The organism is Nocardia higoensis NBRC 100133, from assembly GCF_000308595.1.
GTDB classification, from domain to species: Bacteria; Actinomycetota; Actinomycetes; order Mycobacteriales; family Mycobacteriaceae; genus Nocardia; species Nocardia higoensis.
This window is the reverse complement of the sequence record NZ_BAGA01000058.1, coordinates 72450-96716: the sequence shown is the minus strand read 5'-3', so window position 1 is coordinate 96716 and position 24267 is coordinate 72450. Positions and strand designations below refer to the sequence as shown.

The 24267-nt window shown below is 70.3% G+C and carries 19 protein-coding genes; 11 read left to right on the top strand and 8 right to left on the bottom strand.

What is annotated here, in order from left to right:
- Window positions 1-16: 16 nt before the first annotated feature.
- The gene (locus tag ON26_RS07600; RefSeq protein WP_040795271.1) at window positions 17-763 is read left to right on the top strand and encodes a DUF4191 domain-containing protein; all 747 of its coding nucleotides are present in this window, start codon (window positions 17-19) and stop codon (window positions 761-763) included.
- Window positions 764-848: 85 nt separating this feature from the next.
- On the opposite strand, the gene ON26_RS07595 is transcribed toward ON26_RS07600, so the two are convergent.
- Window positions 849-1298, bottom strand: coding sequence for an RDD family protein (locus ON26_RS07595; RefSeq protein ID WP_040795270.1), 450 nt, complete (start codon window positions 1296-1298; stop codon window positions 849-851).
- 297 nt (window positions 1299-1595) lie between these two features.
- Between ON26_RS07595 and glnA (ON26_RS07590) the strand changes: the two genes are divergently transcribed.
- From glnA (ON26_RS07590) to ON26_RS31510, 3 genes are all read left to right on the top strand, one after another.
- Window positions 1596-3032: a type I glutamate--ammonia ligase gene (glnA, locus tag ON26_RS07590; RefSeq protein WP_040795269.1), complete on the top strand. Its 1437-nt coding sequence runs from the start codon at window positions 1596-1598 to the stop codon at window positions 3030-3032.
- Between the two features lie 489 nt (window positions 3033-3521).
- Entirely contained in the window at window positions 3522-4049 is a 528-nt protein-coding gene (locus ON26_RS07585) for a hypothetical protein (protein ID WP_245545762.1), read from the top strand.
- Window positions 4050-4308: 259 nt separating this feature from the next.
- Window positions 4309-4998: a hypothetical protein gene (locus ON26_RS31510; RefSeq protein ID WP_169333690.1), complete on the top strand. Its 690-nt coding sequence runs from the start codon at window positions 4309-4311 to the stop codon at window positions 4996-4998.
- 130 nt (window positions 4999-5128) lie between these two features.
- Here the strand turns inward: ON26_RS31510 and ON26_RS34885 are convergent, their stop codons facing one another.
- Complete coding sequence (locus ON26_RS34885) at window positions 5129-5260, bottom strand: hypothetical protein (protein WP_281032373.1); 132 nt, start codon at window positions 5258-5260, stop codon at window positions 5129-5131.
- Window positions 5261-5379: 119 nt separating this feature from the next.
- Between ON26_RS34885 and ON26_RS07575 the strand changes: the two genes are divergently transcribed.
- The 6 genes from ON26_RS07575 (at window position 5380) to ON26_RS07550 (ending at window position 15132) form a co-directional block, all read left to right on the top strand.
- Entirely contained in the window at window positions 5380-5685 is a 306-nt protein-coding gene (locus ON26_RS07575) for a DoxX family protein (RefSeq protein WP_245545761.1), read from the top strand.
- Window positions 5686-5881: 196 nt separating this feature from the next.
- Window positions 5882-10342 carry an HAD-IC family P-type ATPase gene (locus ON26_RS07570; protein ID WP_083883856.1) on the top strand — a complete coding sequence of 1487 codons (4461 nt, stop codon included), beginning with the start codon at window positions 5882-5884 and terminating at the stop codon, window positions 10340-10342.
- 319 nt (window positions 10343-10661) lie between these two features.
- Window positions 10662-12233, top strand: a complete 1572-nt coding sequence (locus ON26_RS07565) for an MFS transporter (RefSeq protein WP_083883854.1) — start codon at window positions 10662-10664, stop codon at window positions 12231-12233.
- A gap of 194 nt (window positions 12234-12427) precedes the next feature.
- Window positions 12428-13825, top strand: a complete 1398-nt coding sequence (locus ON26_RS07560) for a M20/M25/M40 family metallo-hydrolase (RefSeq protein ID WP_051026805.1) — start codon at window positions 12428-12430, stop codon at window positions 13823-13825.
- Window positions 13822-14661 carry an alpha/beta hydrolase gene (locus ON26_RS07555; protein WP_040795266.1) on the top strand — a complete coding sequence of 280 codons (840 nt, stop codon included), beginning with the start codon at window positions 13822-13824 and terminating at the stop codon, window positions 14659-14661. Before ON26_RS07560 ends, ON26_RS07555 begins: the two co-directional genes overlap by 4 nt.
- A 9-nt stretch (window positions 14662-14670) precedes the next feature.
- Entirely contained in the window at window positions 14671-15132 is a 462-nt protein-coding gene (locus tag ON26_RS07550; RefSeq protein ID WP_040795265.1) for a 6,7-dimethyl-8-ribityllumazine synthase, read from the top strand.
- A 168-nt stretch (window positions 15133-15300) separates the two neighbouring features.
- Here the strand turns inward: ON26_RS07550 and ON26_RS07545 are convergent, their stop codons facing one another.
- Window positions 15301-16239, bottom strand: a complete 939-nt coding sequence (locus ON26_RS07545; RefSeq protein WP_040795264.1) for an endonuclease/exonuclease/phosphatase family protein — start codon at window positions 16237-16239, stop codon at window positions 15301-15303.
- 103 nt (window positions 16240-16342) lie between these two features.
- Here ON26_RS07545 and ON26_RS07540 point away from each other — a divergent pair, with 103 nt between their 5' ends.
- Window positions 16343-16669 (top strand): hypothetical protein, encoded by a 327-nt coding sequence (locus ON26_RS07540; protein ID WP_157171810.1) that lies wholly within the window; start codon window positions 16343-16345, stop codon window positions 16667-16669.
- On the opposite strand, the gene ON26_RS07535 is transcribed toward ON26_RS07540, so the two are convergent.
- The 5 genes from ON26_RS07535 to ON26_RS07515 form a co-directional block, all read right to left on the bottom strand.
- Entirely contained in the window at window positions 16612-19626 is a 3015-nt protein-coding gene (locus ON26_RS07535; protein ID WP_040795262.1) for a bifunctional [glutamine synthetase] adenylyltransferase/[glutamine synthetase]-adenylyl-L-tyrosine phosphorylase, read from the bottom strand. The genes ON26_RS07540 and ON26_RS07535 overlap by 58 nt on opposite strands.
- An 18-nt stretch (window positions 19627-19644) precedes the next feature.
- Entirely contained in the window at window positions 19645-20985 is a 1341-nt protein-coding gene (glnA, locus tag ON26_RS07530; RefSeq protein ID WP_040795261.1) for a type I glutamate--ammonia ligase, read from the bottom strand.
- A 98-nt stretch (window positions 20986-21083) separates the two neighbouring features.
- On the bottom strand, window positions 21084-22616 hold the full coding sequence (locus ON26_RS07525; protein WP_051026786.1) for an alpha/beta hydrolase: 1533 nt from the start codon (window positions 22614-22616) through the stop codon (window positions 21084-21086).
- 125 nt (window positions 22617-22741) lie between these two features.
- The gene (locus ON26_RS07520) at window positions 22742-23305 is read right to left on the bottom strand and encodes a TetR/AcrR family transcriptional regulator (protein ID WP_040795260.1); all 564 of its coding nucleotides are present in this window, start codon (window positions 23303-23305) and stop codon (window positions 22742-22744) included.
- Window positions 23306-23314: 9 nt separating this feature from the next.
- Window positions 23315-24088, bottom strand: a complete 774-nt coding sequence (locus ON26_RS07515; protein WP_245545760.1) for a TetR/AcrR family transcriptional regulator — start codon at window positions 24086-24088, stop codon at window positions 23315-23317.
- Window positions 24089-24267: the final 179 nt, after the last annotated feature.

Sequence of the window (24267 nt, the reverse complement as noted above, 5' to 3'; positions counted from 1 at the left end):
CACTATCCTGAGTGCCATGGCAGCAGGTAAGGGCGGTAAACCGTCGAAGGAAGCGAAGGCCGCGGCGAAGGCGGCACGCAAGCAGGCGTCGAAGGAGCGTCGTCAGCAGCTCTGGCAGGCGTTCCAGATGCAGCGCAAGGAAGACAAGCTCCTGCTGCCGCTGATGATCGGCGCGCTCGTCGGCATCACCGTGGTGTTCCTGGCGATCAGCCTGATCTTCGGCATCAGCTGGTTCTTCCTGGTGCCGATCGGCCTGCTGCTCGGCGTGCTGGTGGCGTTCATCATCTTCGGCCGCCGCGTGCAGGCCAATGTCTATGCCAAGGCCGAGGGCCAGGCCGGCGCGGCCGCGTGGGTGCTCGACAACCTGCAGGGCAAGTGGCGGGTGAGCAACGGCGTCGCCGCCACCACCCAGCTCGACGCGGTGCATCGCGTGATCGGGCGCCCGGGTGTGATCCTCATCGGTGAGGGCTCGCCGCAGCGTCTCAAGCCGCTGATCGCCCAGGAGAAGAAGCGCACCGCGCGCCTGATCGGCGACACTCCGATCTACGACTTCGTGATCGGCAACGACGAGGGCCAGATTCCGCTCAAGGATCTGCAGAAGCGTCTCACCAAGCTGCCGCCCAACATCGACGCCAAGCGCATGGATCTGATCGAGGGCAGGCTGTCGGCGCTGAGCAAGCGCACCGGCCCCGCGCTGCCGAAGGGTCCGATGCCCGCCGGCGCGAAGATGAAGGGCATGCAGCGCACCATCCGCCGCCGCTGACCGAATGCCGATACACCGAACAGCCCGGGACCTGTCCCGGGCTGTTCGCGTCAGCGGGTGTCGCGGCCGGCGCGCAGCGGCGCGATCAGCGGGCGTTGATCAGCGCTGTCCCGGTGGCGCGGTCGTGCATGCCGCGGCCGTCGCCGTCGGTGAACAGCGCCGGGATGACGAAGACCAGCAGTACCTGCCTGGCCAGCGCCCGCACGAATCCGACCGGCGCGGCCACGTCGATACGTGCCACCCGCACGTGCAGGAAGTACTGGCCGGGGGTGAAGCCGAACAGCGTCACCGAGATCACGCCGATCAGGAACCAGATCAGCAGGGTCAGGTTCGCGTTCACGCCCTGCACGATCAGCGCGGTGATGCCGACGCAGATCATCCAGTCCACGAACAGCGCGGCGATGCGACGCATCATCGAGGCCAGCGACCCGGCGCCCTCCCGGGGCAGACCGAGCAACTCGCCCGGGTACTCGGAGGCCGACGGATCGCCGTCGGCCTCGGGTCCGGTGAGCCAGGAGCCGGTGATACGTGCCATGACCTCAGGATAGGCGGCGGCAGCGGTCGTCGTCGCACCCGGCCCGATCCGCCCCGGCTACCTTCCGGCAATCCGGCATGCCGGTCGTTTGCGCACGGGTCCCCGCTGTCGCGGCCCCGACCGGGCAGTGGCAGGATGAAGACCTATCCGGTGACTGGAGGGAGACCTCACACCCACCTCCGCACGTGTAACACCGGCGAAACACAGCCTTGATTGCTGGGAAACACCGCATCCTTAGCGTCTGCTCTCGAACCCACGCAATCCATACTGGCTGGGACCGATCCGTAAGGAGAACAAGTGACGTTCAGCACGGCCGACGAGGTCATCCAGTACATCAAGGAAGAGGACATCGAGTACGTCGATATCCGCTTCAGCGATCTTCCCGGTGTGCAGCAGCACTTCTCGATCCCCGCCAAGGCCTTCACCGCCGACCTCGCCGAAGAGGGCCTGGCCTTCGACGGATCTTCCGTCCGTGGGTTCCAGTCGATCGACGAGTCGGACATGCTCCTGCTCCCCGACTTCTCCACCGCACGGATCGACCCCTTCCGGGCCGCCAAGACGCTGAACATGAACTTCTTCGTCCACGACCCGCTGACCCGCGAGGCCTACTCCCGCGACCCCCGCAACATCGCGCGCAAGGCCGAGGAGTACCTGCGCTCCACCGGCATCGCCGACACCGCGTACTTCGGCGCCGAGGCGGAGTTCTACATCTTCGACTCGATCCGCTACGACTCGTCCATGAACGGCTCCTTCTACGAGATCGAGTCCATCTCCGGCTCGTGGAACACCGGCGCCGAGTTCAACCCGGACGGCACCCTCAACCGCGGCTACAAGGTGCGCAACAAGGGCGGCTACTTCCCCGTCGCGCCCTACGACCACTACGTCGACCTGCGCGACAAGATCTCGACCAACCTGCAGAACGCGGGCTTCGAGCTCGAGCGCGGCCACCACGAGGTCGGCACCGCCGGTCAGGCCGAGATCAACTACAAGTTCAACACCCTGCTCGGCGCTGCCGACGACCTGCAGCTGTTCAAGTACATCGTGAAGAACACCGCGTGGCAGGAAGGCAAGACCGTCACCTTCATGCCGAAGCCGCTCTTCGGTGACAACGGCTCGGGCATGCACGCCCACCAGTCGCTGTGGAAGGACGGCAAGCCGCTGTTCCACGACGAGGCCGGCTACGGTGGCCTGTCCGACATCGCCCGCCACTACATCGGCGGCATCCTGCACCACGCGCCGTCGCTGCTGGCGTTCACCAACCCGACCGTGAACTCCTACCACCGTCTGGTGCCGGGCTACGAGGCCCCCATCAACCTGGTGTACTCGCAGCGCAATCGCTCGGCCGCGGTCCGCATCCCGATCACCGGCAACAACCCGAAGGCCAAGCGCATCGAGTTCCGCGCGCCGGACTCCTCGGGCAACCCGTACCTGGCCTTCGCCGCCATGCTGATGGCCGGCCTGGACGGCATCAAGAAGAAGATCGAGCCGCACGCCCCCGTCGACAAGGACCTCTACGAGCTCCCGCCGGAGGAGGCCAAGAACATCCCGCAGGCTCCCACCAGCCTGGCGTCGGTCATCGACCGTCTCGAGCAGGATCACGACTACCTGACCGAGGGCAACGTCTTCACCCCCGACCTGATCGAGACCTGGATCGACATCAAGCGCACCCAGGAGATCGCCCCGGTCAACCTGCGTCCGCACCCCTACGAGTTCGAGCTCTACTTCGACGTGTAAATCGTCGTAGCGCCCGGTTTCCGAGCCCTTCCCGTGTTCGCACGGGGAGGGCTCGGCCCTTTCCGGAGCAGGAGACGCAAGCGCGCGCGGTAGGGCCCCGGGTCATCAGCTCTTCGATTTCCAAGGTCGACAGCCGGTGGGACCAGCGGCCTCTTTAGTCCCTGACCTGGTCATTTACGCCGTTTCAAGATTGATCGACGTCTACTACAGCTCGTAGTGTTCGCGGCATGTGGATTATCGCAATCGTCGCGCTCGTCAGCTGCTTGATCATCACCGTCGGTTTCGCGCTCGGGCTTCCCGAATGACGGAGAGCGCGGCCCCGCTCGGATTCGCGGTCGTCCTGCCGCGCGACTGACCCGGTCCGCCCGGCTCGGGCGAATCCCTCTGTGTCACAAGAAGTGCTGTCGTGCGGACGGCGGACATACAACGGCCTCGCCCACTGAAATCATCGAGGGACGATATTCGTGCGGTGATCAGTGGAGGTCGAAAGTGTTGGGCACGAGGATGATTCAGGGACGGTTCGTCGCGGCGAGTGCCGCGGTGGCGCTGGCGGCCACGATGGCGGGCGGGGCTGTCGCGGCGGCGGCGCCGGGGAGCAGCACCGGCAGCACCGTGATCGACACGGGCATCGGGTTGGGCAGTAGTGTGCTGGACTTCGGCAGCAGTGTGCTCGGCAGTGGAAGCGGCAGCTTCGGCAACGGAGCGCCGCAGACCCAGCAGTGCAACCAGTCGACCGAATCCGGTGGCGAGGGGGTCACCGAGACCGTTCATCAGCTCGGCACCAGCGGCCCGACCTCGTTCGTGCTCAGCTACGAGACCGAGAACGTCCCCGACCGCATCCAGGTGTTCTACCAGGGCACGCAGGTCGCCGACACCGGGTACGTCGGCGACAACACCAACGAGGGCACCGGATCGGTGGTGGTCCACCTGCCCGCGGGCACGGCGAGTTCGGTGCTGGTCCGCGTCACCGGCCTGGACGACACCGTCTGGACCTACACCGTCCACTGCCCCTCCTGACCGGACGTCCGGACCGCGACATTTCCCTCGGCTACCCTGAATCGGCTTGCTGATCAAGCAATTTCGCGCCGCGTGCGCAATGCTGTGCTTCCATGATCAGTTCGCGGTTCGAAGAGAGTAGTCAGGTGCGCGCGTGACGGATCGGTCGCGGCCGGCGGGAGCGGCTCCCGCCGGCGCCACGGGGAACGGTCTCTACTGCTGGGTGTGCGGGTCGACGCCCGCCGTGTTCGCCACTTTCCGCAGACATCAGGGATTCCTCGTGGGCATGCGGTTCGGCAAGCACGCTGGGCTGTTCTGCCGGGACTGCGGCACGGCGACCTTCCGCGCGATGCAGGGCGACAGCCTGTGGCAGGGCTGGTGGAGCGCGCTGTCGGTGATCGTCAACCCGATCATCCTGCTGGGCAATCTCGGCGAGCGCACGACGGTCGCGGCATTACCCGCGCCGGTACCCGGCGCGCCGCACCCGCCGCTCGATCCGGGGAAGCCGCTGACCCACCGCCCGCAGATCATCGGCATGGTGATGCCGGTGATCATCGCGACCGGGGCCGTTCTCACCGGATTGATGCCGGAGACCGACCTCGCGGACCGCCAGGAACGCGAAGGCGCCGCGACGAGCGCGGCCCAACCCCGCAGTTCCCGGGTGACGGCGAACGGCTTGACCGTCGAGGTGGCCACCGCCTCGTCCACCGCCGGGTGGCTGCTGCCGGGCGACTGCCTGCGCGATCTGCGCGGTCCGGACGAGAGCCGTATCGCGCCGGTGCTCGACAAGGTGGCGTGCGACGACCCGCGCGCGTCGGCACGCGTGCTCGCCACGACGTGGATGGCCATCGGCGAGGCCTTCTGCGCCATGCACCATCCGGAAACCGAGCTGGTCTACTCGATCGAGGTGCCCGAACGCGCCTCGACAGGACTCGACGTCCTGTCGCTCTGCACGCGCGCGCTGCCCTGAGCCTTCCCGCGGATCCGCCCGGCGCGGCAGGCGGCGGGCGATCCGTGGCCGCGCCCGACCACATGACCTTCCCACGGCGCGGCGCCCGGCGGTGGTCGAAGCGCTGCCTCCAGCGCGCCGGACGTCCGGCTCAATCGTCGAGGACAACCACGACGCCGACGCGCATCAGCACGGCGTACAGCTCGCACAGCGGTGGAGTGAGCAGCTTGACCACGGCCCCGACGACCGCGTCCGGACCGGCAACGGCCATGGGATTCGACATGACTCGACACTAAAATGCTCGAGTAGGCCCCGGGAGACGCGCAGTTTACGAAAGGGGAAACCATGGCCGAAGAACAATCTCTCCCGCGATCGAACCAGCCCATTTCATCACACCGCACCATGTCGGACCTGGCCCGCGACGCCGAACGCTTCGCGTTACGCCTCCCTGGCATGGGCCACGTCGGAATTCCCCGGCCCGAGCAGATGGCCTACTTCGTCGGGCTCGGCGCGCTGGTGGCGGCGGGTCTGCTCGAATGGCCGGCCGCCGTGGCGATCGGCGTCGGTCAACTCCTGATCACCGAACACGCCAAGTCCTCCCCCGACGGTGCTCGGGCCGCTGCCGCGAAGCCGGAGCAGCAACCCGCGCCCGACTCGGAGTCCGAGCCGACGGCGGCCATGGCCTCCACCGCCGACCGGCAGTCCTGACCGGTACATTCGAAGAGTCGTCACCGCTACGACAACCGGCGGTATCGATATCGAGTAACGGCCCGCCCGTGACGCCATCGACGGCGTCGTCGGGGGCATGAAGAACACCGCGAGATCCATCCCAGGGTGCCGGAGACGCATCGGCGCCGGGCGCAGAGCTTCGGATACGGGATTCGGACAGGTAGGGCGGGCGACCATGATCGCAGGGCACCTGATATCGGAAATCGCGTCACTGCCGGCACGATGCGTACGCACCGGCGCGCGGGCCGCCACCGCCGGAGTGGCGATCACCGTCGACACCACGCTCATCGGTGCCGGGACGGTGGCCGGTGTGAGCAGGGCCCTGCTGCGCTCACCGACCGGGGTTGTCGCGGCAGCCGCAGCCTTGCCACCCGACGTCGTCCGCCCGCTGGCGGGCCTTGCGCGCGAGTCCGTCGGAGGTGCGCCCGCACGACGATATGGGTCCGGCAGGAACAGCACGTGGGTCGAAGTGCGCGGCCTGGACAGCTCCGACGGGCGTGCACTGGGCGAGCGGGTGCTCGAGACGGTCCGTTCGACGCCGGGGGTCCGACGAGCCGAACTGCACCGGCCGTGGTCGCGAATCGTGGTGACCTCCGATGGATCCGGCCCCACCCCCGAGGCGCTGTGCCGAATCATCGACGATGCCGAAAAGTCCTGCGGCGCGCGCGGTTCGGGTGGCGGACCACGCAACCTGCCCGGTGACGACGTCATCCTGGCCGGTCACCTGATCGCCGCGGGCACCACGCTCGCCGCGCTGTGGGCAACTCTCGGCGGGCGGTTGCTGCGGCTGCCGCACCTGCCGGGAGCCGTGGCCGCCCCGGTGATCGCGGCCGACTACCAACCACGGGTACGGGCCGTCGTCGAGCACGCGATCGGCACGGACGCAGCCGACGTGGTCTTCGCGGTCGCGAGCGCGGCGGTGTACACCCTGAGCCTGTCACCGGCGTCGCTGGCCGTGGACGCGACGACTCGGGTGGCACTGCTGACAGAGGCGCTCTCCGGTCGGCGGGCATGGCGGGAGCTCGAGCCGACCTTCGCGCCGTGGGTGCCCGCCGAGCAATACCCGCCGCCGGTCCGCTCCGACGCGGGGCCGGAAGGCCTGGTCGAGCATTATGCGGATCGAGCCGGCCGAGCGGGGTTCGCCGCCGCGGCCGGGCTCGGCGCACTCTCCCGCAACCCGGTGACCGCGGGCACCGCGGCGATGGTGGCCGCACCGAGGGCGACTCGCTCGGCACGTGAATTGTTCGCCGCCACCCTCGGACGCGGCCTGAACGAGCGGCACGGTGTGCTGACACTGCGACCGGCCGCGCTGCGACGCCTCGACCGGGTGGACACGGTGGTGATCGACCCGCGAGCCCTGTACACCGCGAGACTCGGTGTCAGCCGTGTTCTCGGTGTTCCCGAGCACAACCGCACCCTGGTGTGGGAAACCGCGCGTCGTTCGGTGGCGTGCGACGCGCTGGGGCCCGGCTGGCATCCGATCTCCGCGGTGCCCGGCGCCCCGCAGGAGGCCGACGGCGACGCGCGAATCCTGGTCAGCTCCGTCCACGACCGATACGCCTCGGCGGTGATCGCCGAGGCTCGCCGGGCGGGCGTCAAGGTGATCTCGGTCGACGACGACGCGCTCCGCTCCCTGCGCAACGGCTTCGACGATCTGCGTCCACTCGGTGAGTCGCTCGATCGGACGCTGAGCGAGGTGGTGGCGGAACTCCGACGCGACGGCGCCACCGTCGCCGTGGTGGCGGCGGACGCGCCGCGCGCACTCGCGCTGGCCGACGTCGGCATCGGAGTCGCCCGTGACGGACTCGCCCCGGCGTGGGGAGCGCACCTGCTGGCCGCGGACCTGACCGGCGTCTGGCGGGTACTGCGAGCGCTTCCGGCCGCCCGGTCGGCGAGCCGACGCGGCGTCGAGGCCTCGCTGAACGCGTCCCTGCTCGGCACCTTGCTGATGCTGCCCGGGGTGCCCGGCACCGGGGCGGAGTCGGTGACCGTCGGCGCGGCGGGCGGACTGTGGGCCGGATACGCACTGGCCCGCGCTGTGCTCGACGCACCGCTTCCCGTATCGCGGTCGGGTCACGAGTGGCACGCGATGCCCATCTCCGAAGCCCGCCGACTGCTCCCCACCCCGCCGGAGGCCGACTCGGCCGCCAAAGGCGCGAGCCCCGTCGCACTGGTCACCGCACCGATGACGCGGCTGCTCGGCAGCCGCCCGGTGATGTCGACCAGGGACTTCGTCCGCGCGGTGCGCGGCGAACTCTCCGATCCACTGACCCCGGTGCTGGCGACCTGCGCCGCGGCGAGCGCCGTGCTGGGGTCGCCGCTGGACGCGGTGCTGGTGGGTTCGGTACTGATGCTCGACGCGTCGATCTCGGCCACGCAACGACTGCGTGCCGAACGGGTGCTGAAAAGACTTCTCGCCGTGCAGGATCCACCCGCCCGGCGGATCATCGGCCCGGATCGCTACCGCGATGTCGCCGCCGCGGCGCTGCGGCCGGGCGACGTGATCGAAGTCCGGCCGGGTGAGGTGGCCCCGGTGGACGGCCGGTTGCTCGAGGCGCCGGGCGTCGAAGTGGACGAGTCGTCGCTGACCGGCGAATCATTGCCGGTGACCAAGCAGACCGAGCCGACGCCGGGTGCGCCGCCGGCCGAACGCAGTTGCATGCTCTACGCGGGCACCACGGTGTTGACCGGCACGGCAACGGTTCTGGTGACCTCCGTGGGGCAGGCCACCGAGACGCGGCGGGCCACCGCCATGGCCCCGGCCGAGGTGCGCGAGGTGGGATTGCAGTCACAGCTGAGCGTGTTGACCCGGCGCTCGCTGCCGATCAGTTTCGGCGGCGGCGCCTTGGTGACCGCACTCGGCCTGCTCCGCGGAACCGGATTACGGGCCGCGGTGATCAGCGGTGTCGCGATCACCGTCGCCGCGGTGCCGGAGGGTCTGCCACTGGTGGCCACCCTGGCACAGGCGTCGGCCGCGCGCCGGCTCACCAGGTCCGCCACCCTCGTCCGCAAACCGCGCTCGATCGAGGCACTCGGCCGCGTGGAGGTGGTGTGCTTCGACAAGACCGGAACCCTGAGCGAGAACCGGCTGCGCGTCTCGGCGGTCGAACCCGCGCCCGGGTTCTCCCGGGAACAGGTGCTGGCCTACGCGGCGCGTACAGCACGGTCGGAGAACGGCGGTCCGCCCGACCACGCCACCGATATCGCGATCGTCGAAGCCGCCGACGCGGCGAACGTGCAGGACGAGGAAGGTCGGCGGGAGGCGTACCTGCCGTTCCGGTCGGGCCGCTCCTACGCGGCGGCGATCGCCGGGACGCATCTCGCCGTCAAGGGCGCCCCCGAAGCCGTGCTCGCCGCCTACACCGATCCGGATCCCGGCATCGCCGCGCGGGTGCGGTCGATGGCCGCCGCCGGACTGCGGGTCATCGCTGTCGGCCAACGCGAGATCACGGCTCGTCACGCCGAGGCATCGGCCGCCGACCCGGGCATCCTCGGCGAACTGGCGGAGCATCGGCTACAACCGGTCGGCCTGCTCGGGTTGTCCGACACGCCGCGCGCCGACGCCATCGGATTGATCCCGGCTCTGCGCGAGCAGAACATCGCGGTCCGCCTGATCACCGGAGATCATCCCGTCACCGCGTTCGCCATCGCCGGGGAACTCGGCATGCCGATCACCCCGGACCAGGTGATCAGCGGAGCCGAGTGGGACACGCTGTCGAAGACCGAACAAGAACACGCCGTCACGGACTACCTGGTCTTCGCCCGGATGTCTCCGGAGAACAAGGTGCAGATCGTGCAGACCCTGGAGCGGACCGGACGGGTGACCGCGATGGTCGGCGACGGCGCCAACGACGCCGCCGCCATCCGCGCGGCCAGCGTGGGCATCGGGGTCGCCTCCCGCGGCAGCGACCCGGCCCGCGGCGCCGCCGATATCGTCCTGCTCGACGGCCGGGTGGGCGCCCTGCTCGACGGGCTGGACGAGGGCCGCCAGTTGTGGCGCCGGGTGGAGGCCGCCGTGGCCGTGCTACTCGGAGGAAACGCGGGCGAAGTGGCTTTCGCGTTGCTGGGCAGCCTGATCACCGGACACTCGCCGCTCAACGCGCGGCAACTGATCCTGGTGAACATGTTGACCGACGCGCTGCCCGCGGCTGCCCTCGCCGTCGCCTCCCCGGAGCACAACGCCCAGGACCACAACGGGAACCACTACGCGGCGGGCGCCGCGCACGCAACGGACCAGTCCGCACTCCTGCGCACCATCGCCATCCGCGGCACCGCCACCGCTGCCGGAGCCACCGCGGCGTGGGCTGCGGCACGGCTCACCGGACGGCCGCGACGGGCGTCCACCGTCGCCCTGATCGCGCTCGTCGGCAGCCAGCTCGGCCAAACGCTCATCGACTCCCGCAGCCCGCTCGTCGTCTCGACCGCCGCGGGATCCCTCGTCGTCATGGGCGTGCTGATCAGCACCCCCGGGATCAGCCACTTCCTCGGCTGCGTGCCCGTCGGCCCGGTCGGCTGGGCCCTGGCGCTGGGATCGGCCGCCGCCGCGACCGCCGCCGCCGGACTCGCCCCCGGGCTGCTGGCCCGGATGCCCGGCCTCGATGTCGCCGGGCGCGCGGTGGACGGCGCGCTTCCATGAACGGCACGACCAGCGGCTCGCCGGCGGCGCCGAAGGCCGCGGCGGCTCCCGAAGCCGCAAACCCGGATCGGCGGGTGGCGACGGTGCGCGGGGATCTGGTGACCCGCGGCGTCCATCTCGTCCCCGCGGCTGTCACGACATCGTTGCTCGGCGCGACGGACGACATCTGGGAGCGGTTCCATGCCCACTGGGACGCGCTCGCCCCGGACCACATATCGCGACGTTCTGGTGGTGACATTCGGGCCGGGGTGAACACCCCACGCTCCGGTGACGGCGCCGACGCCGCCACCTCCGGCTCGGACGGGACAGGAGGCGCACGGTGCCCGCGATCAGGTCGCGCGGCGATGCGAAGACGACGCCGATCGTCCTCGCGCTCGCCATCGCCTTCACCATCACCGTCGTCGACCCCTTGGTGCTCAACCTGAATCTGCCCGCGGTGAGCCGGGCGCTGGACGTCCCGGCGCAGCTAATCGGGGTGCTGGGAGGTGCGGCGACGCTGGTGATGGCTGCCGCGGTCCTGGCCGCGGGCAATCTCGGGGACGCCTTCGGGCTGAAGCGGTTGCTGAGGTGGGGGCTGGTCGTCGTCATGATCGCCGACCTGCTGTCGGTGTTCTCGCCGGGCCTGGGCTTCCTGCTGGTGATGCGCCTGCTGGCCGGAGTCGGGATGACGGCGCTGCTCGGTGTGCCGCTGGCGCTGCTCAAAACCTCGGTGCCGGAGCAGAAGAGACCCGCGGCCATCGGCGCGTTCATGGCCGTCGAGATGGTCCTGTGCGGGGTGACCCCCGCGGTGACCGGCTGGGCGGTGGCGGCGGCGGGCTGGCGGGTGCTGTTCCTGCTCGCCCCGCTGCTGTGCGTGATGTCGTTGTGGCTGACCTCCCGGTATGTTCCCGAGGCTCCGGCGCAACAACGCGGCCGGCTCGACGTGGCCGGCGTGATCCTGGTCGGAGCGGCTCTGCTCGCCCTGGTCATCGGCCTCGCGGCGGCGCAGAACGGCATATCGCGGCCCCAGACCGTGCTGCCGATGGTGATCGCCGTGGTGGCCGCCGTGCTCTTCGTGCGCCATGAACGCCGCACCCCCGAACCGGCGTTGGATCCGGCATTGTTCGGCAGCCGCGCGTTCAGCGTGGCGCTCGTGGCGACCCTCACGCTGAACTTCCTGGCCGCCGGGCTTGGCATCGCCCTTGGGCAGTTCGGCAGCGTGGTGCTCGCGCTCTCACCCGAATCGATCGGCCTGTTGTACCTGCCCGGTACCCTGCTGATCGCCGGCGCGCTGATCCTGGCCGGGCGCGTGATCGAAAAGCACAGCCCGGCACCGGTTCTGGTCACCGGTCTGGTGGTGCTGGCGGTGAGCGGGCTGCTGATGGCGGGGACGGTCAGCCCGACGATGGCGCTCTGGTTGCTGGTCGCGGCCATCTGGCTGTGCAATCTGGGCGCACTGGTCACCTCGACCGCGGTGTCGGAGACGGTCCTCGCCGAAGCACCACCCGGGCATTCCGGCGCGGTGGCTTCGGCGCAACTGGCCTCGGGGATGACCGGCTACGCGCTGGGGCCCACCGTCTACCTGCTCCTGCTGCGGATCTTCTTCCGGCAGGAGTGGCTGGCCGACGCCGAATCACGCGGGCTGTCGGCGACCGAGGCCGAACGGACGGTGGACGCCGTGCGCAACAGCCTGGCACTCAGCCCGGGTAGCGGCGGATTCGATCCGAACCTCATTCGGCAGGCGTCCGGACTGCACCTCGGGCAGGATTTCGCGGACGCGCTGCGGCTCACCATGCTGACGGTCAGCATCCTGCCGCTCCTCGTCGCCGCGGCGGCCTTGTCTGTCTCGGCGTCGTTCCACCGGGGACGCCGTCGCTCTCCTCGCCGGTCCGGCCACCACGGGGCCGGGTAGTCCGTTCCGATATTCCCCAGGGTCACCGGAACCGGAACCCCGTCGATCCGATCGTCCTGCCGGGTCGATCTCGGGAACCGCGCGCCGGCCGGGCGTCCGCGGCGCGCTCGGGCCGACCTGATCTCCCCCGCAGACGTGTCCGGTGCGGTATGAACGAGGCAGTGGACGGCGGGCGACCTGGACGGGATGTGGCGATGACAGCGCAGGCATCGGGGACGGGGAACCCCCGGACTCTCGAAGCGGTCGACGACGCGGTCGCCGAGCGCTTGGCCGCCGCGTTGCGGTGCGCGACCGTCTCCGGGATCGGTGAGGAACCCGACGAGAGCGCCGACGGGGAATTCGTCCGGCTGGCCGCCCACCTCGAGGCTTCCTTCCCGCGTGTGCACGCCGAACTGGAATTGCGGACGTTCGGGCACAGCAGGCTCTACCGCTGGGCGGGCGCCGAGCCGGAGCGGGTATCGGCGATTCTGCTCGCGCACCAGGACGTGGTGCCGGTGGGCGAGGGGTGGTCGCGTCCTCCGTTCGCCGGTGTCGTCGACGAGGAGTTCATCTGGGGTCGCGGCGCGATCGACGACAAGAGCCGGATGATCGCCCTGCTGGAAGCCGTCGAGGGCGCGCTCGAGGCCGGTATCGGGCCGAAGCACACGGTGTACCTGGCCTTCGGGCACGATGAAGAGGTGTTCGGCGACGCGGGCGCGGTCCGGATGGCCGAGCACCTGCGTGAGGCGGGAGTGCGGGCGGATCTGCTGCTCGACGAAGGCGGGGTGATCACCGAGGGCATCGCCGACGGCGTGCACGTCCCGGTGGCCTCGATCATGGTGGGCGAAAAGGGTTATGCCACCGTGCGGTTGTCGGTGCGCGAGCTCGGCGGGCATTCGTCGATGCCGGGCAAGCAGACGGCGGTGGGGCGGCTCGCCCGGGCGGTGGCGCGGGTGCAGGACCGGCCGATGCCGTTGCGGGTCCCGCCGGTCACCGCCGACATGCTGGCCCGGCTGCGCGGGGTGCTGCCGCCGGCGCGACGGCTGCTGCTCGGCGCGGCGGGAGCGGCGCGACCGCTGATCACGCGGGTGATGGCCGCGCGGCCGCAGACCGAGGCGATGGTCCGCACCACCACCGCCCCCACGGTGATCCGCGGGGGCGTGAAGGCCAATGTGCTGCCCCAGCACGCCGAGGCGTTGATCAATTTCCGTATCCTGCCCGGTGATTCGGTGGCCGGGGTGCTCGAACACTGCCGCCGGGTGATCGGCGATCCCGGTGTGACCGTCGAGCTGGCGGGCATGTCCTCGGAGCCGTCGCGCACCGAGAGCCCGGGTCCGGCGTTCGAGCTCGTCGCGCGACTGGCCCGCGAGGTGGTCCCCGGCGCCGCGGCCACCAGCGGTCTGGTGCCGGGCGCGACGGACTCGAGGCACTACGACGGGCTGGCGGCGACGCGCTGCAATTTCGCGCCCATCGTGCTCACCGAGGCCGACCTCGCGACGATCCACGGAACCGATGAACGGATCTCGCGACTCAACTACGCTCGCCTCATCGAATTCGACCGGCGACTGATCGAGGAGCTCGCGGCCGGTCCGATCGGAGAGGAACTGCGGTGAGCCAGACCAGGGAAGACGCGTTCGAGGGCCGGGGCGGCCGGATCTTCTGGCGGGCTCGGCTTCCCGAGGGATCGGCCCGCGCGGTGACCGTCCTGGTGCACGGCGTCGCCGAGCACTCGGGCCGGTACGAATACGTGGGCGAGACGCTGGCCGGGGCCGGGTATGCGGTGTACGCGCTCGACCACATCGGGCACGGCAGGTCCGGCGGCCACCCGGCGAATCTGGACTCCGTCGACGGTGCCGCGGACAATGTCGAACAGTTGCGAGCGATCGCCCGGCAGCAACATCCCGACGTCCCGGTGTTCCTGCTCGGGCATTCCATGGGCAGCCTCATCGTGCTGTACCTGGCGACCCGCGCGCCGATCGACGTGGCCGGGATCATCGTCTCCGCGCCGCCGCTGGACATCCCGGTCGGCAACCCGCTGCAACGGCTGTTCGCGCCGGTGCTGTCGAAGCTGACCCCGAATCTCGGTGTGCTCCAGCTCGATTCGTCGACGATCAGCCGTGATCCGGCCGTGGTGGCCGCCTACGACAACGATCCGCTGGTGTTCCGCGGCAAGCTGCCCGCGCGCACCGGCGCCGAGATCCTGGCCGCCACCGGCACGGTGAAGGGCAGGCTGGCCGCGCTGACCGTGCCGACGCTGGTACTGCACGGCAGTTCCGACACCCTCGCCGCGCCGTCCAGCTCGGACATGCTCGAGCGCGGCGCGGGCGCGAAGGATCTCACGGTGATCCGCTACGACGGTCTCTACCACGAGGTCTTCAACGAGCCCGAGCGCGACACCGTGCTCGCCGACGTCCAACGGTGGATTCAGGCGCATCTGCCCGCCCAGTAAGCTCACGACATGGCTTCGACATCCAACGCATCGGTCGCGTTCGTCCGCGCGTCCTGGCACAGCGGCATCGTCGGCAAGGCGTTGGAGGGCTTCACCGCCGAATTCGCCCGGCTCGGTTTCGACGCCGAGGGCATCGACGTCTTCGAGGTGCCCGGCGCGTTCGAGATCCCGCTGCACGCCCAGCGCCTGGCCCGCACGGGCCGCTACTCGGCGGTCGTCGCGGCGGCGCTGGTGGTCGACGGCGGTATCTACCGGCACGATTTCGTGGCCTCCGCGGTGGTCGACGGACTGATGCGGGTGCAGCTCGACACCGATGTGCCGGTGTTCTCGGTGGTGCTCACCCCCCATCACTTCCACGAGCACAGCGAGCACGTCGACTACTACACCGAGCACTTCGTGAAGAAGGGCGCCGAAGCGGCCCGCGCGGTGTCGGGCACGCTCGCCTCGCTGAGCACGCTGCCCACCGCCTGACGCCCTCGGCGACCGTCGCTCGGGTCGGCGGTGCCACAGCACGCCGGACTCGGATGCTGTCGAACAGCGGCCGGAGGGAATGCCGCGAGGGCTCCGGACCGTGGCGTGGCAGCTCGTTCCCTGAGGCGCGGCGGCGGCCCGCGTGCTCGCCGCCGCCCGGGGTCCGGCTCAGGCCAGGTGCAGTACCGCGAAGACCGCGCGGTGGTCCGAGCCGGGAATCCGGATGCTCTCCGCGTGCTCGGCGCTGCCGTCGGCGACCAGGACATGGTCGATGCCGATCACCGGCCCCCACGCGCGGTCGTCGGGCCAGGTCGGCATCGGCCCGGCGCCGGCGAGTTCGGCGGCCGAGGCGAACCGGCCGCGCAGCAGGTCACGGAACAGGGCGTGATCGCGGGTGGCGTTGAAGTCCGCGCCGACCACGGCGGGTCCGGTCTGCGCCGCGAGGATCTCGCGGACCCGGCGCATCTCCGAACTCCACGCCGGGAAGTTCGCGGTCGGCGGCACCGGGTGGAAGTTCAGTACGGTGACCGCGCCGCGCTCGGGGTGATCCATGGTGACCGCGAGGTTGGTCAGCAGGAAGCCGTCGAACTTCACGGCGTCGCGCAGGGGGTAGCGGCTGTAGATGCCGGTGCCGCCGCCCCCGTGCATGGGTTCGAGGTAGTGGTGGGGCAGCTCGGCGGCGAGTGCCGCGGTCAGCCGGGGTTCGACGTCGGGTGTCAGTTCCTGCACGGTCAGGACGTCGGCGTCGCGTGCTTCGACGTGGTGGGCCACCGAGATCACGTCGGCCCCGCCGAAGAGCAGATTGGACTGCAGCACCCGAAGTTCCGGCCCGCCCGCCGCGTTGCCGTCGGGAACGAAGATCGGCAGCTGCGTCCACGCCACCGCCGCCACCACGATTCCGGCCGCCACCGCGCTACGCCAGCCGCGCGCGAGCAGGAACAGCAACAGCGAGACCAACGCCGCCAGCATGAAGTAGGACGCACCCGAGGCGACGAGGGAGAAGGTCTGCGACCGCCATCCCCTCGTGTGCAATACGATTCCGGCGATCCCCACCAGCAGGCCGCACCACCCCAGTGCCAGGAGCGCCCGCATCATCCATTCACGCATGGAATCAACCCTATTCGAGCCCCGCTCACCGATCGCGTGCGAGCGGGTCCATGCCCCGCGGGCCGGCCCTACACTGATCGGCATCCACACGAGAGGTGCGCACATGCATGTCGAACACTTGCGGGCAGCCGGGCCGATGACCGAGGGCGACGCGCACGACCTTGCCGCTGTCGCGGGCAGCCACCGGCCCTGCCGCGTCACGCTCAGCTGCCACGAGCGCAGCGTGCATGCCCTCGTGCTGCCGTTCTGCCGCGACGAGTTGCCCGTGGCCGAGGGCGACCTCGTGTCGGTGACGGTCGAAGGTCCCGATCGGGAATCCGAGCGCGCGGCGCTGCGGGCGTTCGCCGCGCGCTTCGGCGGGATCGGGGCCGGTCAGCCGCCGAACACGCGCTGCACCACCACCTTCGCACGGCGGGTGATCCGCAGGTAGTTGTCGAGGAACTCCGCGCCGCCGTCGTTGTTCGGCCATCCCGCGACCGCGGCCACCGCCGAGAGCAGGCTGCCGGGGGCGGGGAGCTGATCGATCGCCTTGCCGCGCACCAGGACCAGCGCATTGCGGGCCTTGGTGGCGGTCAGCCAGGAATCGCGCAGCAGGGCGACATCTTCGGCGGAGAGCAGTTCGGATTTCTCGATGACCTCCAGCGCCTCCAGGGTCGAGGTGTTGTGCAGACCGGGGATCTCGTGGGCGTGGCGCAGTTGCAGCAGCTGCACGGTCCACTCGATGTCGGCCAGGCCGCCGCGGCCGAGCTTGGTGTGGGTCGCCGGGTCGGCGCCGCGCGGCAGCCGCTCGGAATCGACCCTGGCCTTGATACGGCGGATCTCGCGGACCGCCTCCTCGGAGACGCCGCCCGCCGGGTAGCGGACCTTGTCGATGGCGTGCAGGAAGCGCACGCCCAGGTCCTGATCGCCCGCCACCTGGTGCGCGCGCAGCAGCGCCTGCATCTCCCACGCTTGCGACCACTGCTCGTAGTAGGCCTCGTAGGAGGCCAGCGTGCGGACCAGCGGGCCGCTGCGGCCCTCCGGGCGCAGGCCGGCGTCGACGTGCAGCGGCGGGTCGGTGCTCGGCGCGCCCAATAATCGCTGCACCTGTTCGGCGATGCCGTTGGCCCACTTCACGGCCTTGGTCTCGTCCACACCGGGCCGGGGATCGCAGACGAACAGCACGTCGGCGTCGGAGCCGTAGCCCAGCTCCATGCCGCCGAGCCTGCCCATGCCGATGACCGCGAAATCGGCGGGCGCGGGTTCACCGGTCTCGGCCTCGCTCGCCCGGATCACCGCGGCCAGCGAGGCGTCCAGCACCGCCACCCACACCGAGGACAGCGCCAGGCACACCTGCGGCACATCGAGCAGGCCGAGCAGGTCGGCCGAGGCGACGCGGGCGAGTTCGTGCCTGCGCAGCGAGCGCGCCGCGGCGACCGCGCGGGTCGGGTCGTCGTAGCGGGCGGCCGCGGTGAGGATGCCGCGCGCGACGTCCTCGGGTTGCGGACCGAGCAGCGCCGGGCCGCTGGGGCCGTCGGCGTACATCCGGATGGTTTCGGGGGCGTTGATCAGCAGATCGGGCAGGTACTCCGAGGAACCGAGCACGATCATCAGCCGTTCGGCGATCGCGCCCTCGTCGCGCAGTTCGCGCAGGAACCAGATCTGGTCGTCGAGCGCCTCGGAGAGCCTGCGATAGGCGAGCAGGCCCGCGTCGGGATTCGGTGTCTCGCCGAGCCATTGCAGCAGCGTCGGCAGCAGCAGCGCCTGGATGCGGCCCTTGCGTGAGACTCCCCCGGTCAGAGCCTTGAGGTGGCCGAGGGCGTTCTCCGGGGCGACGTAGCCGAGGGCGGCCAGCTGACGGATCGCGGCGTCGGGGCTCAGGCGCAGCGCGTCCGGGTCCATCTTGACGACCGATTCCAGCAGCGGCCGGTAGAAGAGCTTGGTGTGCAGGCGGCGGATCCGCACCGCGTTGCGGCGGATCTCCGAGCGCAGCACGCCGACCGCGTCCTGCCTGCCGTCCGGGCGGATGTGGGCGGCCCGGGCCAGCCAGCGCAGGCCCTCTTCGTCCTCTTCGGCGGGCAGCGTGTGGGTGCGTATGAGGCGCTGCATCTGCAGGCGGTGCTCGAGCAACCGCAGGAACTCGTAGGAGGCGGTGAGATTCCCGGCGTCGTCGCGGCCGACGTAACCGCCTGCGGCCAGCGCGGTCAACGCGTCCACGGTACTGGCCACGTGCAGCGTCTCGTCGACCCGGCCGTGCACCAATTGCAGGAGCTGGACGGCGAATTCGATGTCGCGCAGGCTGCCGCGACCCAGTTTGAGCTCGCGCTCCTGCAATTCGGCGGGCACCAGATCCTCGACCCGGCGGCGCATGCCCTGCACGTCGGAGACGAAGTCGGGACGCTGGGAAGCCGTCCACACCATCGGCATGACGGCGTCGCGGTACCGGCGGCCCAGCTCCAGATCGCCGGTCATCGGGCGGTTCTTCAGCAGCGCCTGGAACTCCCAGGTGCGCGCCCAGCGCTTGTAGTAGGCCAGGTGCGAATCCAGCGTGCGCACCAGCGCGCCCGCCTTGCCCTCCGGGCGCAGCGCCGCGTCGACCTCGAAGAAGGCCTGGCTGCCGATGCTCATCATCTCGGCGGCGAGCCTGGTCGCGGTCGCGTCGGCGGGCTCGGCGACGAACACCACGTCGACATCGCTGACGTAGTTCAGTTCGCGCGCGCCGCACTTACCCATCGCGATGACGGCGAGGCGCACCGGACACGGCTTGTCCTTGCACACCCTGGCCACCGCCACCGCCAGTGCGGCGGTCAGCGCCGCGTCGGCCAGGTCCGCCAGTTGCCTGCCGACGACCCGATAGGGCAGCACCGGCTCGTTCTCGACCGTGGCGGCCAGGTCCAGGGCGGCCAGCAGCATGAGGTGATCGCGATAGCGGCGGCGGAGCAAGGCCACCACGTCGGGACCGAACAGGCCGGCACGGTAGAGCGCCGGGCTCGCGTTCGGCCCCTCCTCGGGCACCGCCGAGACCACGGCGAGCAGGTCGGCGACCAGTTCGTCCTTGTCCGGCAGGCTGTCGCGGCGCAGCTGTTCCCAGGTCGACGGCTCGGCGATCAGGTGGTCGCCGAGCGCCGAGGAGGATCCCAGCAGCGCGAACAGCCGTCCGCGCAGCGAGGTATCGGTGCGGATCGCCGAATCGACCTGCGCCCATTCGGATCCCAGCGCATCCCTCAGCCGGATGATCGCGCTGAGCGCCAGGTCGGGGTCCGGCGCGCGCGACAGCGACCACAGCACCGGGATGCTCTCGACATTGTCCCAGCCCAGAGTGCGCAGCGAGGCGGGGGCGGACGGATCGAGCAAGCCGAGCCGTCCGACACCGGGCACAGCGGAACGAGCGGTAGGGGGCCGAACCATAGACCTGAACTTACCGTGTTACAGCCCCAGATATTCCTTCAGCTCGTACGGGGTGACCTGGCTGCGGTAGCCGGCCCACTCCCGGCGCTTGTTGCGCAGGAAGAAGTCGAAGACGTGCTCGCCGAGCGCCTCGGCGACCAGCTCGGACCGTTCCATCGCGCCCAGCGCCTCGTCCAGGGTTCCGGGCAGTTCGCGGAAGCCCATCGCCCTGCGCTCGGCCGAGGTCAGCGACCACACGTCGTCCTCGGCCTCCGGCGGCAGGGTGTAGCCCTTCTCGATGCCGCGCATACCGGCGGCGAGCAGCACCGCGAAGGTCAGGTACGGATTGCAGGCCGAATCAGGGCTGCGGATCTCGACGCGCCGCGAGGAGGACTTGTTCGGGGTGTACATCGGCACCCGGACCAGCGCCGACCGGTTGGACCGGCCCCACGAGGCGGCCGTCGGGGCCTCGCCGCCGTGGATCAGGCGCTTGTAGGAGTTCACCCACTGGTTGGTGACCGCGCTGATCTCCGGGGCGTGCTCGAGAATGCCCGCGATGAACGCGCGCGCGGTCGCCGAGAGGTTCTGCGGGTCGTCGGGATCGTGGAAGGCGTTGGTCTCGCCCTCGAACAGGCTCATGTGCGTATGCATCGCCGAGCCCGGGTATTCGGCGAACGGCTTGGGCATGAACGTCGCGCGCACGCCCTCGTCGATGGCCACTTCCTTGATCAGGTAACGGAAGGTCATCACGTTGTCGGCCATGGACAGCGCGTCGGCGTAACGCAGGTCGATCTCCTGCTGGCCGGGCGCGCCCTCGTGGTGGCTGAACTCCACCGAGATGCCCATGGATTCCAGCGCGTCGATGGCATGCCTGCGGAAGTTCGGCGCCGAGTCGTGCACGGCCTGGTCGAAGAAGCCGCCGGAATCGGCGGGCACCGGCGGGGTGCCGTCGTTCGGGCCGTTCTTCAGCAGGAAGAACTCGATCTCGGGGTGCACGTAGCAGCTGAACCCGACATCGCCCGCCTTGTTGAGCTGACGCCGCAGCACGTGGCGCGGGTCGGCCCAGGACGGCGAGCCGTCGGGCATGGTGATGTCGCAGAACATGCGCGCGGAGTGCTGGTGGCCTTTACTCGAGGCCCACGGCAGCACCTGGAAGGTCGAAGGATCGGGCCGGGCGACCATATCGGCCTCGGATACCCGGGCAAAGCCCTCGATGGCCGACCCGTCGAAGCCGATGCCCTCTTCGAACGCGCCTTCCAGCTCGGCGGGTGCGATGGCGACGGACTTCAGGTAGCCCAAGACGTCGGTGAACCAGAGACGCACGAAGCGGATGTCCCGCTCTTCGAGCGTCCGCAGCACGAATTCCTTCTGGCGATCCATACGCGCGACCGTAGTCAGTCGGAGTTAAATCTGTGTTACATGAGGCGCATCAAATTTTTGCGGTGATCTTGCGGTGATGTATCGCACAGACGCCGGACTCAGCACGTGAGGTCCCGCGGGGGCTCGACGAGGTCGACGAGGTAGGCGACCACGACGGAATCCAGGCACTGGTCCCCCGCCACCAGGGCGGCGGTGTGCCGGTTGCCCTGGAAGGTGACCAGGGCGGCGTCGAGCTGGGCCGCCAGATCGACGCCCGCCTGATACGGCGTGGCCGGGTCGTCGGTGGTGGAGACCACGACCGTGGTGGGCAGCCCGTCGACCGCGATGGTGTGCGGCTCACCGGAATTGGGCACCGGCCAGCTGGCGCACAGTTCCAGCGCCGCGGCGCCGGTGCCGCGCCCGTCGTCGAGGAAGGGCGCGGCCTTGCGGTATTCGGCGTCGAGCTGGGCGGCGACGGCCGGATCGGTGACGCGGGGATCGTCCACGCAGCGGATGGCGTTGAACGCGTCCTGGATATTGCTGTAGGTGCCGTCGTCGTTGCGGCCGTCGTAGATGTCGGCCAGGTACAGCAGGGTGTCGCCGCGGCCCTCCTTCAATTCCTGCAGGCCGAGGGTGAGGCGCGGCCACAGCTCGTCGGCGTAGAGAGTCTGGGTCACGCCGGTCATGGCGTCGTTGTAGCCGAGGCCGCGCGGGTCGGTGGTGGCGGCGGGGGTGTGCCAGAGCGGGTCGACCAGCTCGCGGAACCGGGCGACGGCCCGGGCGGGATCGGTGCCGAGCGGGCAGTCGGCGTCCTGCGCGCACTCGGCGGCGTAGGCGTCGAAGGCGCGCTGGAATCCAACGGCCTGGCGCAGGGCCTCCTGCACCGGGTCCACCGAGGCGTCGACGGCGCCGTCGAGCACCATCGCGCGCACCCGGTCGGGGAACTTCTCGGCATACAGCGCGCCGATCTTGGTGCCGTAGGAGTAGCCGAGATAGGTCAGCTTCGAATCGCCCAGCACGGCGCGGATGACGTCCATGTCCTGCACGACCTCACGGGTGCCGATGTGCTCGAGCAGCTCTTTTCCACTGCGCTCGGCGCACTTGGCCGCGTAATCGCGATTCTCGGCCTCGGTGGCCGCGATCCCCTCGGGCGTGCTGTCCTCGGGCGGCTCGGCGCGCTCGGCGTCCGCCTCGGCCGCGGTCAGGCAGGTGACGGCGGGGGTGGAGGCCCCCACACCACGCGGGTCGAAGCCGACCCGGTCGAAACGCTGCGCGAGCGGGGTCTGATTGCCGACCAGCACGGTGTCCAGGCCCGACACTCCCGGTCCACCTGGATTGATGAGCAGCGAGCCGATTTTCGCTCCGCTCGCGGGAATACGGGACAGCGCGAGCTGCGCGGTGAGCCCGCCTGGGTCGGCGTAGTCGATCGGCACCTCGACCCTGGCGCACTCCGCGATCGGCGGCAGGCCGACGCCCTCCCCGGCGATCTCCGCGCAGTCGGTCCACTGCGGAGTCTGTTCGTAGAAGCGGGACAGTCCGTCGGGCGCGGGCGGCATCGCGGCGGCCGGCTCGTTCCCGTCGACGCCGCAGCCCGCCGACGCCAGCACGATCGACACCGCCGCCGCTATCCCACACCACCGCCGCACACCCATACCTACGATCCTGCCAGCACCGATGCCGGCCCCGGACGTCCGGCACGCCAGACCGCCACCTCCGCGATCGGGGCCGCGATCACGACCGGTGCACGGGTCGACACTCGCGGCACTGCGGCGACGGCTCAGGGCCGGAGCAGGAAGTCGACGAGTTCCTCGCGTTCGGCGGGCGAGGGCCGCCCGCCGCGCGCCGTATTCGACAGGTGCAGCGCGCCGATGCCGAGCGCGAAGGTCCATTCGGCGCGCCGGGCGGCCGTCTCCGGATCGAAGCCGTGATCGGCGAAGGCCCGGCGCACGGCGTGCCTGGCGTGTTTGTCCGAGGCCCGCACACTCGCGGCCGCGCGCGGGTCGGAGCGGGCCCACTCCCGCATCGCGCGTTCCAGCGTCCAGTGCCGCGGGCTGACCAGCAGGCCGATCATGGTGATCAGCCGTTCGCGCGGCGGCTTGGCGGCCAGGGCGTCCATGCGCTGGTGATCGACATCGCTCCACTGTCCCCAGGAGTCGACCAGCGCGTTCTTGAACGCGGTGATGTCCTGGAAGTGGTGGTAGAAGCTGCCTTTGGTGACACCGAGTCGAGTGCACAGCACATCGATCTTGAGCGCGCGGAAACCCTCTTCGGCCAGCACCGTGTATCCGGCCTGCAACCAGTCGTCCACCGTCAACTGGACGGCACCCCGCGCCCGCGCCACCGGCTCAGCTTAGCGGCGCGATCGCTCGTCTTCCGCGCTCCGCGGACCGGCCGGTTCGCCCTGTTCGTCGGCCGCTTCGCCGTCCCGGTGCGCGGCCGCCCTGGCCTGCACACCCGCGACGATCATGTCCGCGACGAAGCGCGCGTGCCGCCGCACCGCCTGCGCCGAGAGCGGGTCGCCGGGCGCCATCCGCCTGGCCAGTGGCAGCGCCGAGAACGGTGCGGTCGCGCCGTGGGCGATGAGGAAGTGGATGGAACGCAGATCGTTGCGGCTGAGCACTTTCCGGCGGACCAGCGGCAGCAGCGGCTCGGCCAGCCGCATCAGGATCGGCTCGATGTGACGCTCGTAGAGGTAGGCCAGGCGCGGGCCCTCGATCGCCGATTCCATGCTGACCAGACGCACGGCGTCGGGGTAGTCGGCCTGCAGGATCAGGAAGCGCACGATGCCGCGCCGGAATTCCTCCAGCGGCGGCAGTTCCGCGGCGGCGCCCTCGGCGACCAGCGCGGCGGCGTGCCCGAAGACCCAGTCCACCACCGCGAACCACAGCCCCTCCTTGGACCCGAAGCGCTGGTGGATCAGGTTGTGGCTGACGCCGAGTTCCCGGTTGATCTCGGCCACCGACGCGCCGGCGAATCCGTCGCGGGCGAAGATCCGCAGCGCGGCGGCCATGATCTCGTCGGTCGAGGCGGGCGAGCCGCCTGCGGGCGGCCTGCCGCGCGACTTCCTGGGCCGGGCCGGCTCCGGAGCGGCCGGGGAGGCGGGCTGGGCCTGCACGGATTCCACGGTGTCCTCCACTACTGCGCTACCCGCCGGGCGACGGCCGGACAGCTGTCCGGCGGCCCGTCCGAGAATTGCCTCGGAACTGCCCAAAAGATATTGACGGCAATCAATTTATCTGAAACTCTGACTGCCATCAAGACGCTTCGCGGTGGCGGATCGACGTGGCCCCGCACGAGGACTGG

Excerpts from the sequence above, each read along its gene's own strand:
- ON26_RS07600 (WP_040795271.1), top strand. The coding sequence starts at position 17 with ATGGCAGCAGGTAAGGGCGGTAAACCGTCGAAGGAAGCGAAGGCCGCG.
- ON26_RS07595 (WP_040795270.1), bottom strand. The coding sequence starts at position 1,298 with ATGGCACGTATCACCGGCTCCTGGCTCACCGGACCCGAGGCCGACGGC.
- ON26_RS34885 (WP_281032373.1), bottom strand. The coding sequence starts at position 5,260 with ATGTCGAATCCCATGGCCGTTGCCGGTCCGGACGCGGTCGTCGGGGCC.
- ON26_RS07575 (WP_245545761.1), top strand. The coding sequence starts at position 5,380 with ATGTCGGACCTGGCCCGCGACGCCGAACGCTTCGCGTTACGCCTCCCT.
- ON26_RS07570 (WP_083883856.1), top strand. The coding sequence starts at position 5,882 with ATGATCGCAGGGCACCTGATATCGGAAATCGCGTCACTGCCGGCACGA.
- ON26_RS07560 (WP_051026805.1), top strand. The coding sequence starts at position 12,428 with ATGACAGCGCAGGCATCGGGGACGGGGAACCCCCGGACTCTCGAAGCG.
- ON26_RS07550 (WP_040795265.1), top strand. The coding sequence starts at position 14,671 with ATGGCTTCGACATCCAACGCATCGGTCGCGTTCGTCCGCGCGTCCTGG.
- ON26_RS07545 (WP_040795264.1), bottom strand. The coding sequence starts at position 16,239 with ATGCGTGAATGGATGATGCGGGCGCTCCTGGCACTGGGGTGGTGCGGC.
- ON26_RS07540 (WP_157171810.1), top strand. The coding sequence starts at position 16,343 with ATGCATGTCGAACACTTGCGGGCAGCCGGGCCGATGACCGAGGGCGAC.
- ON26_RS07535 (WP_040795262.1), bottom strand. The coding sequence starts at position 19,626 with ATGGTTCGGCCCCCTACCGCTCGTTCCGCTGTGCCCGGTGTCGGACGG.
- glnA (WP_040795261.1), bottom strand. The coding sequence starts at position 20,985 with ATGGATCGCCAGAAGGAATTCGTGCTGCGGACGCTCGAAGAGCGGGAC.
- ON26_RS07525 (WP_051026786.1), bottom strand. The coding sequence starts at position 22,616 with ATGGGTGTGCGGCGGTGGTGTGGGATAGCGGCGGCGGTGTCGATCGTG.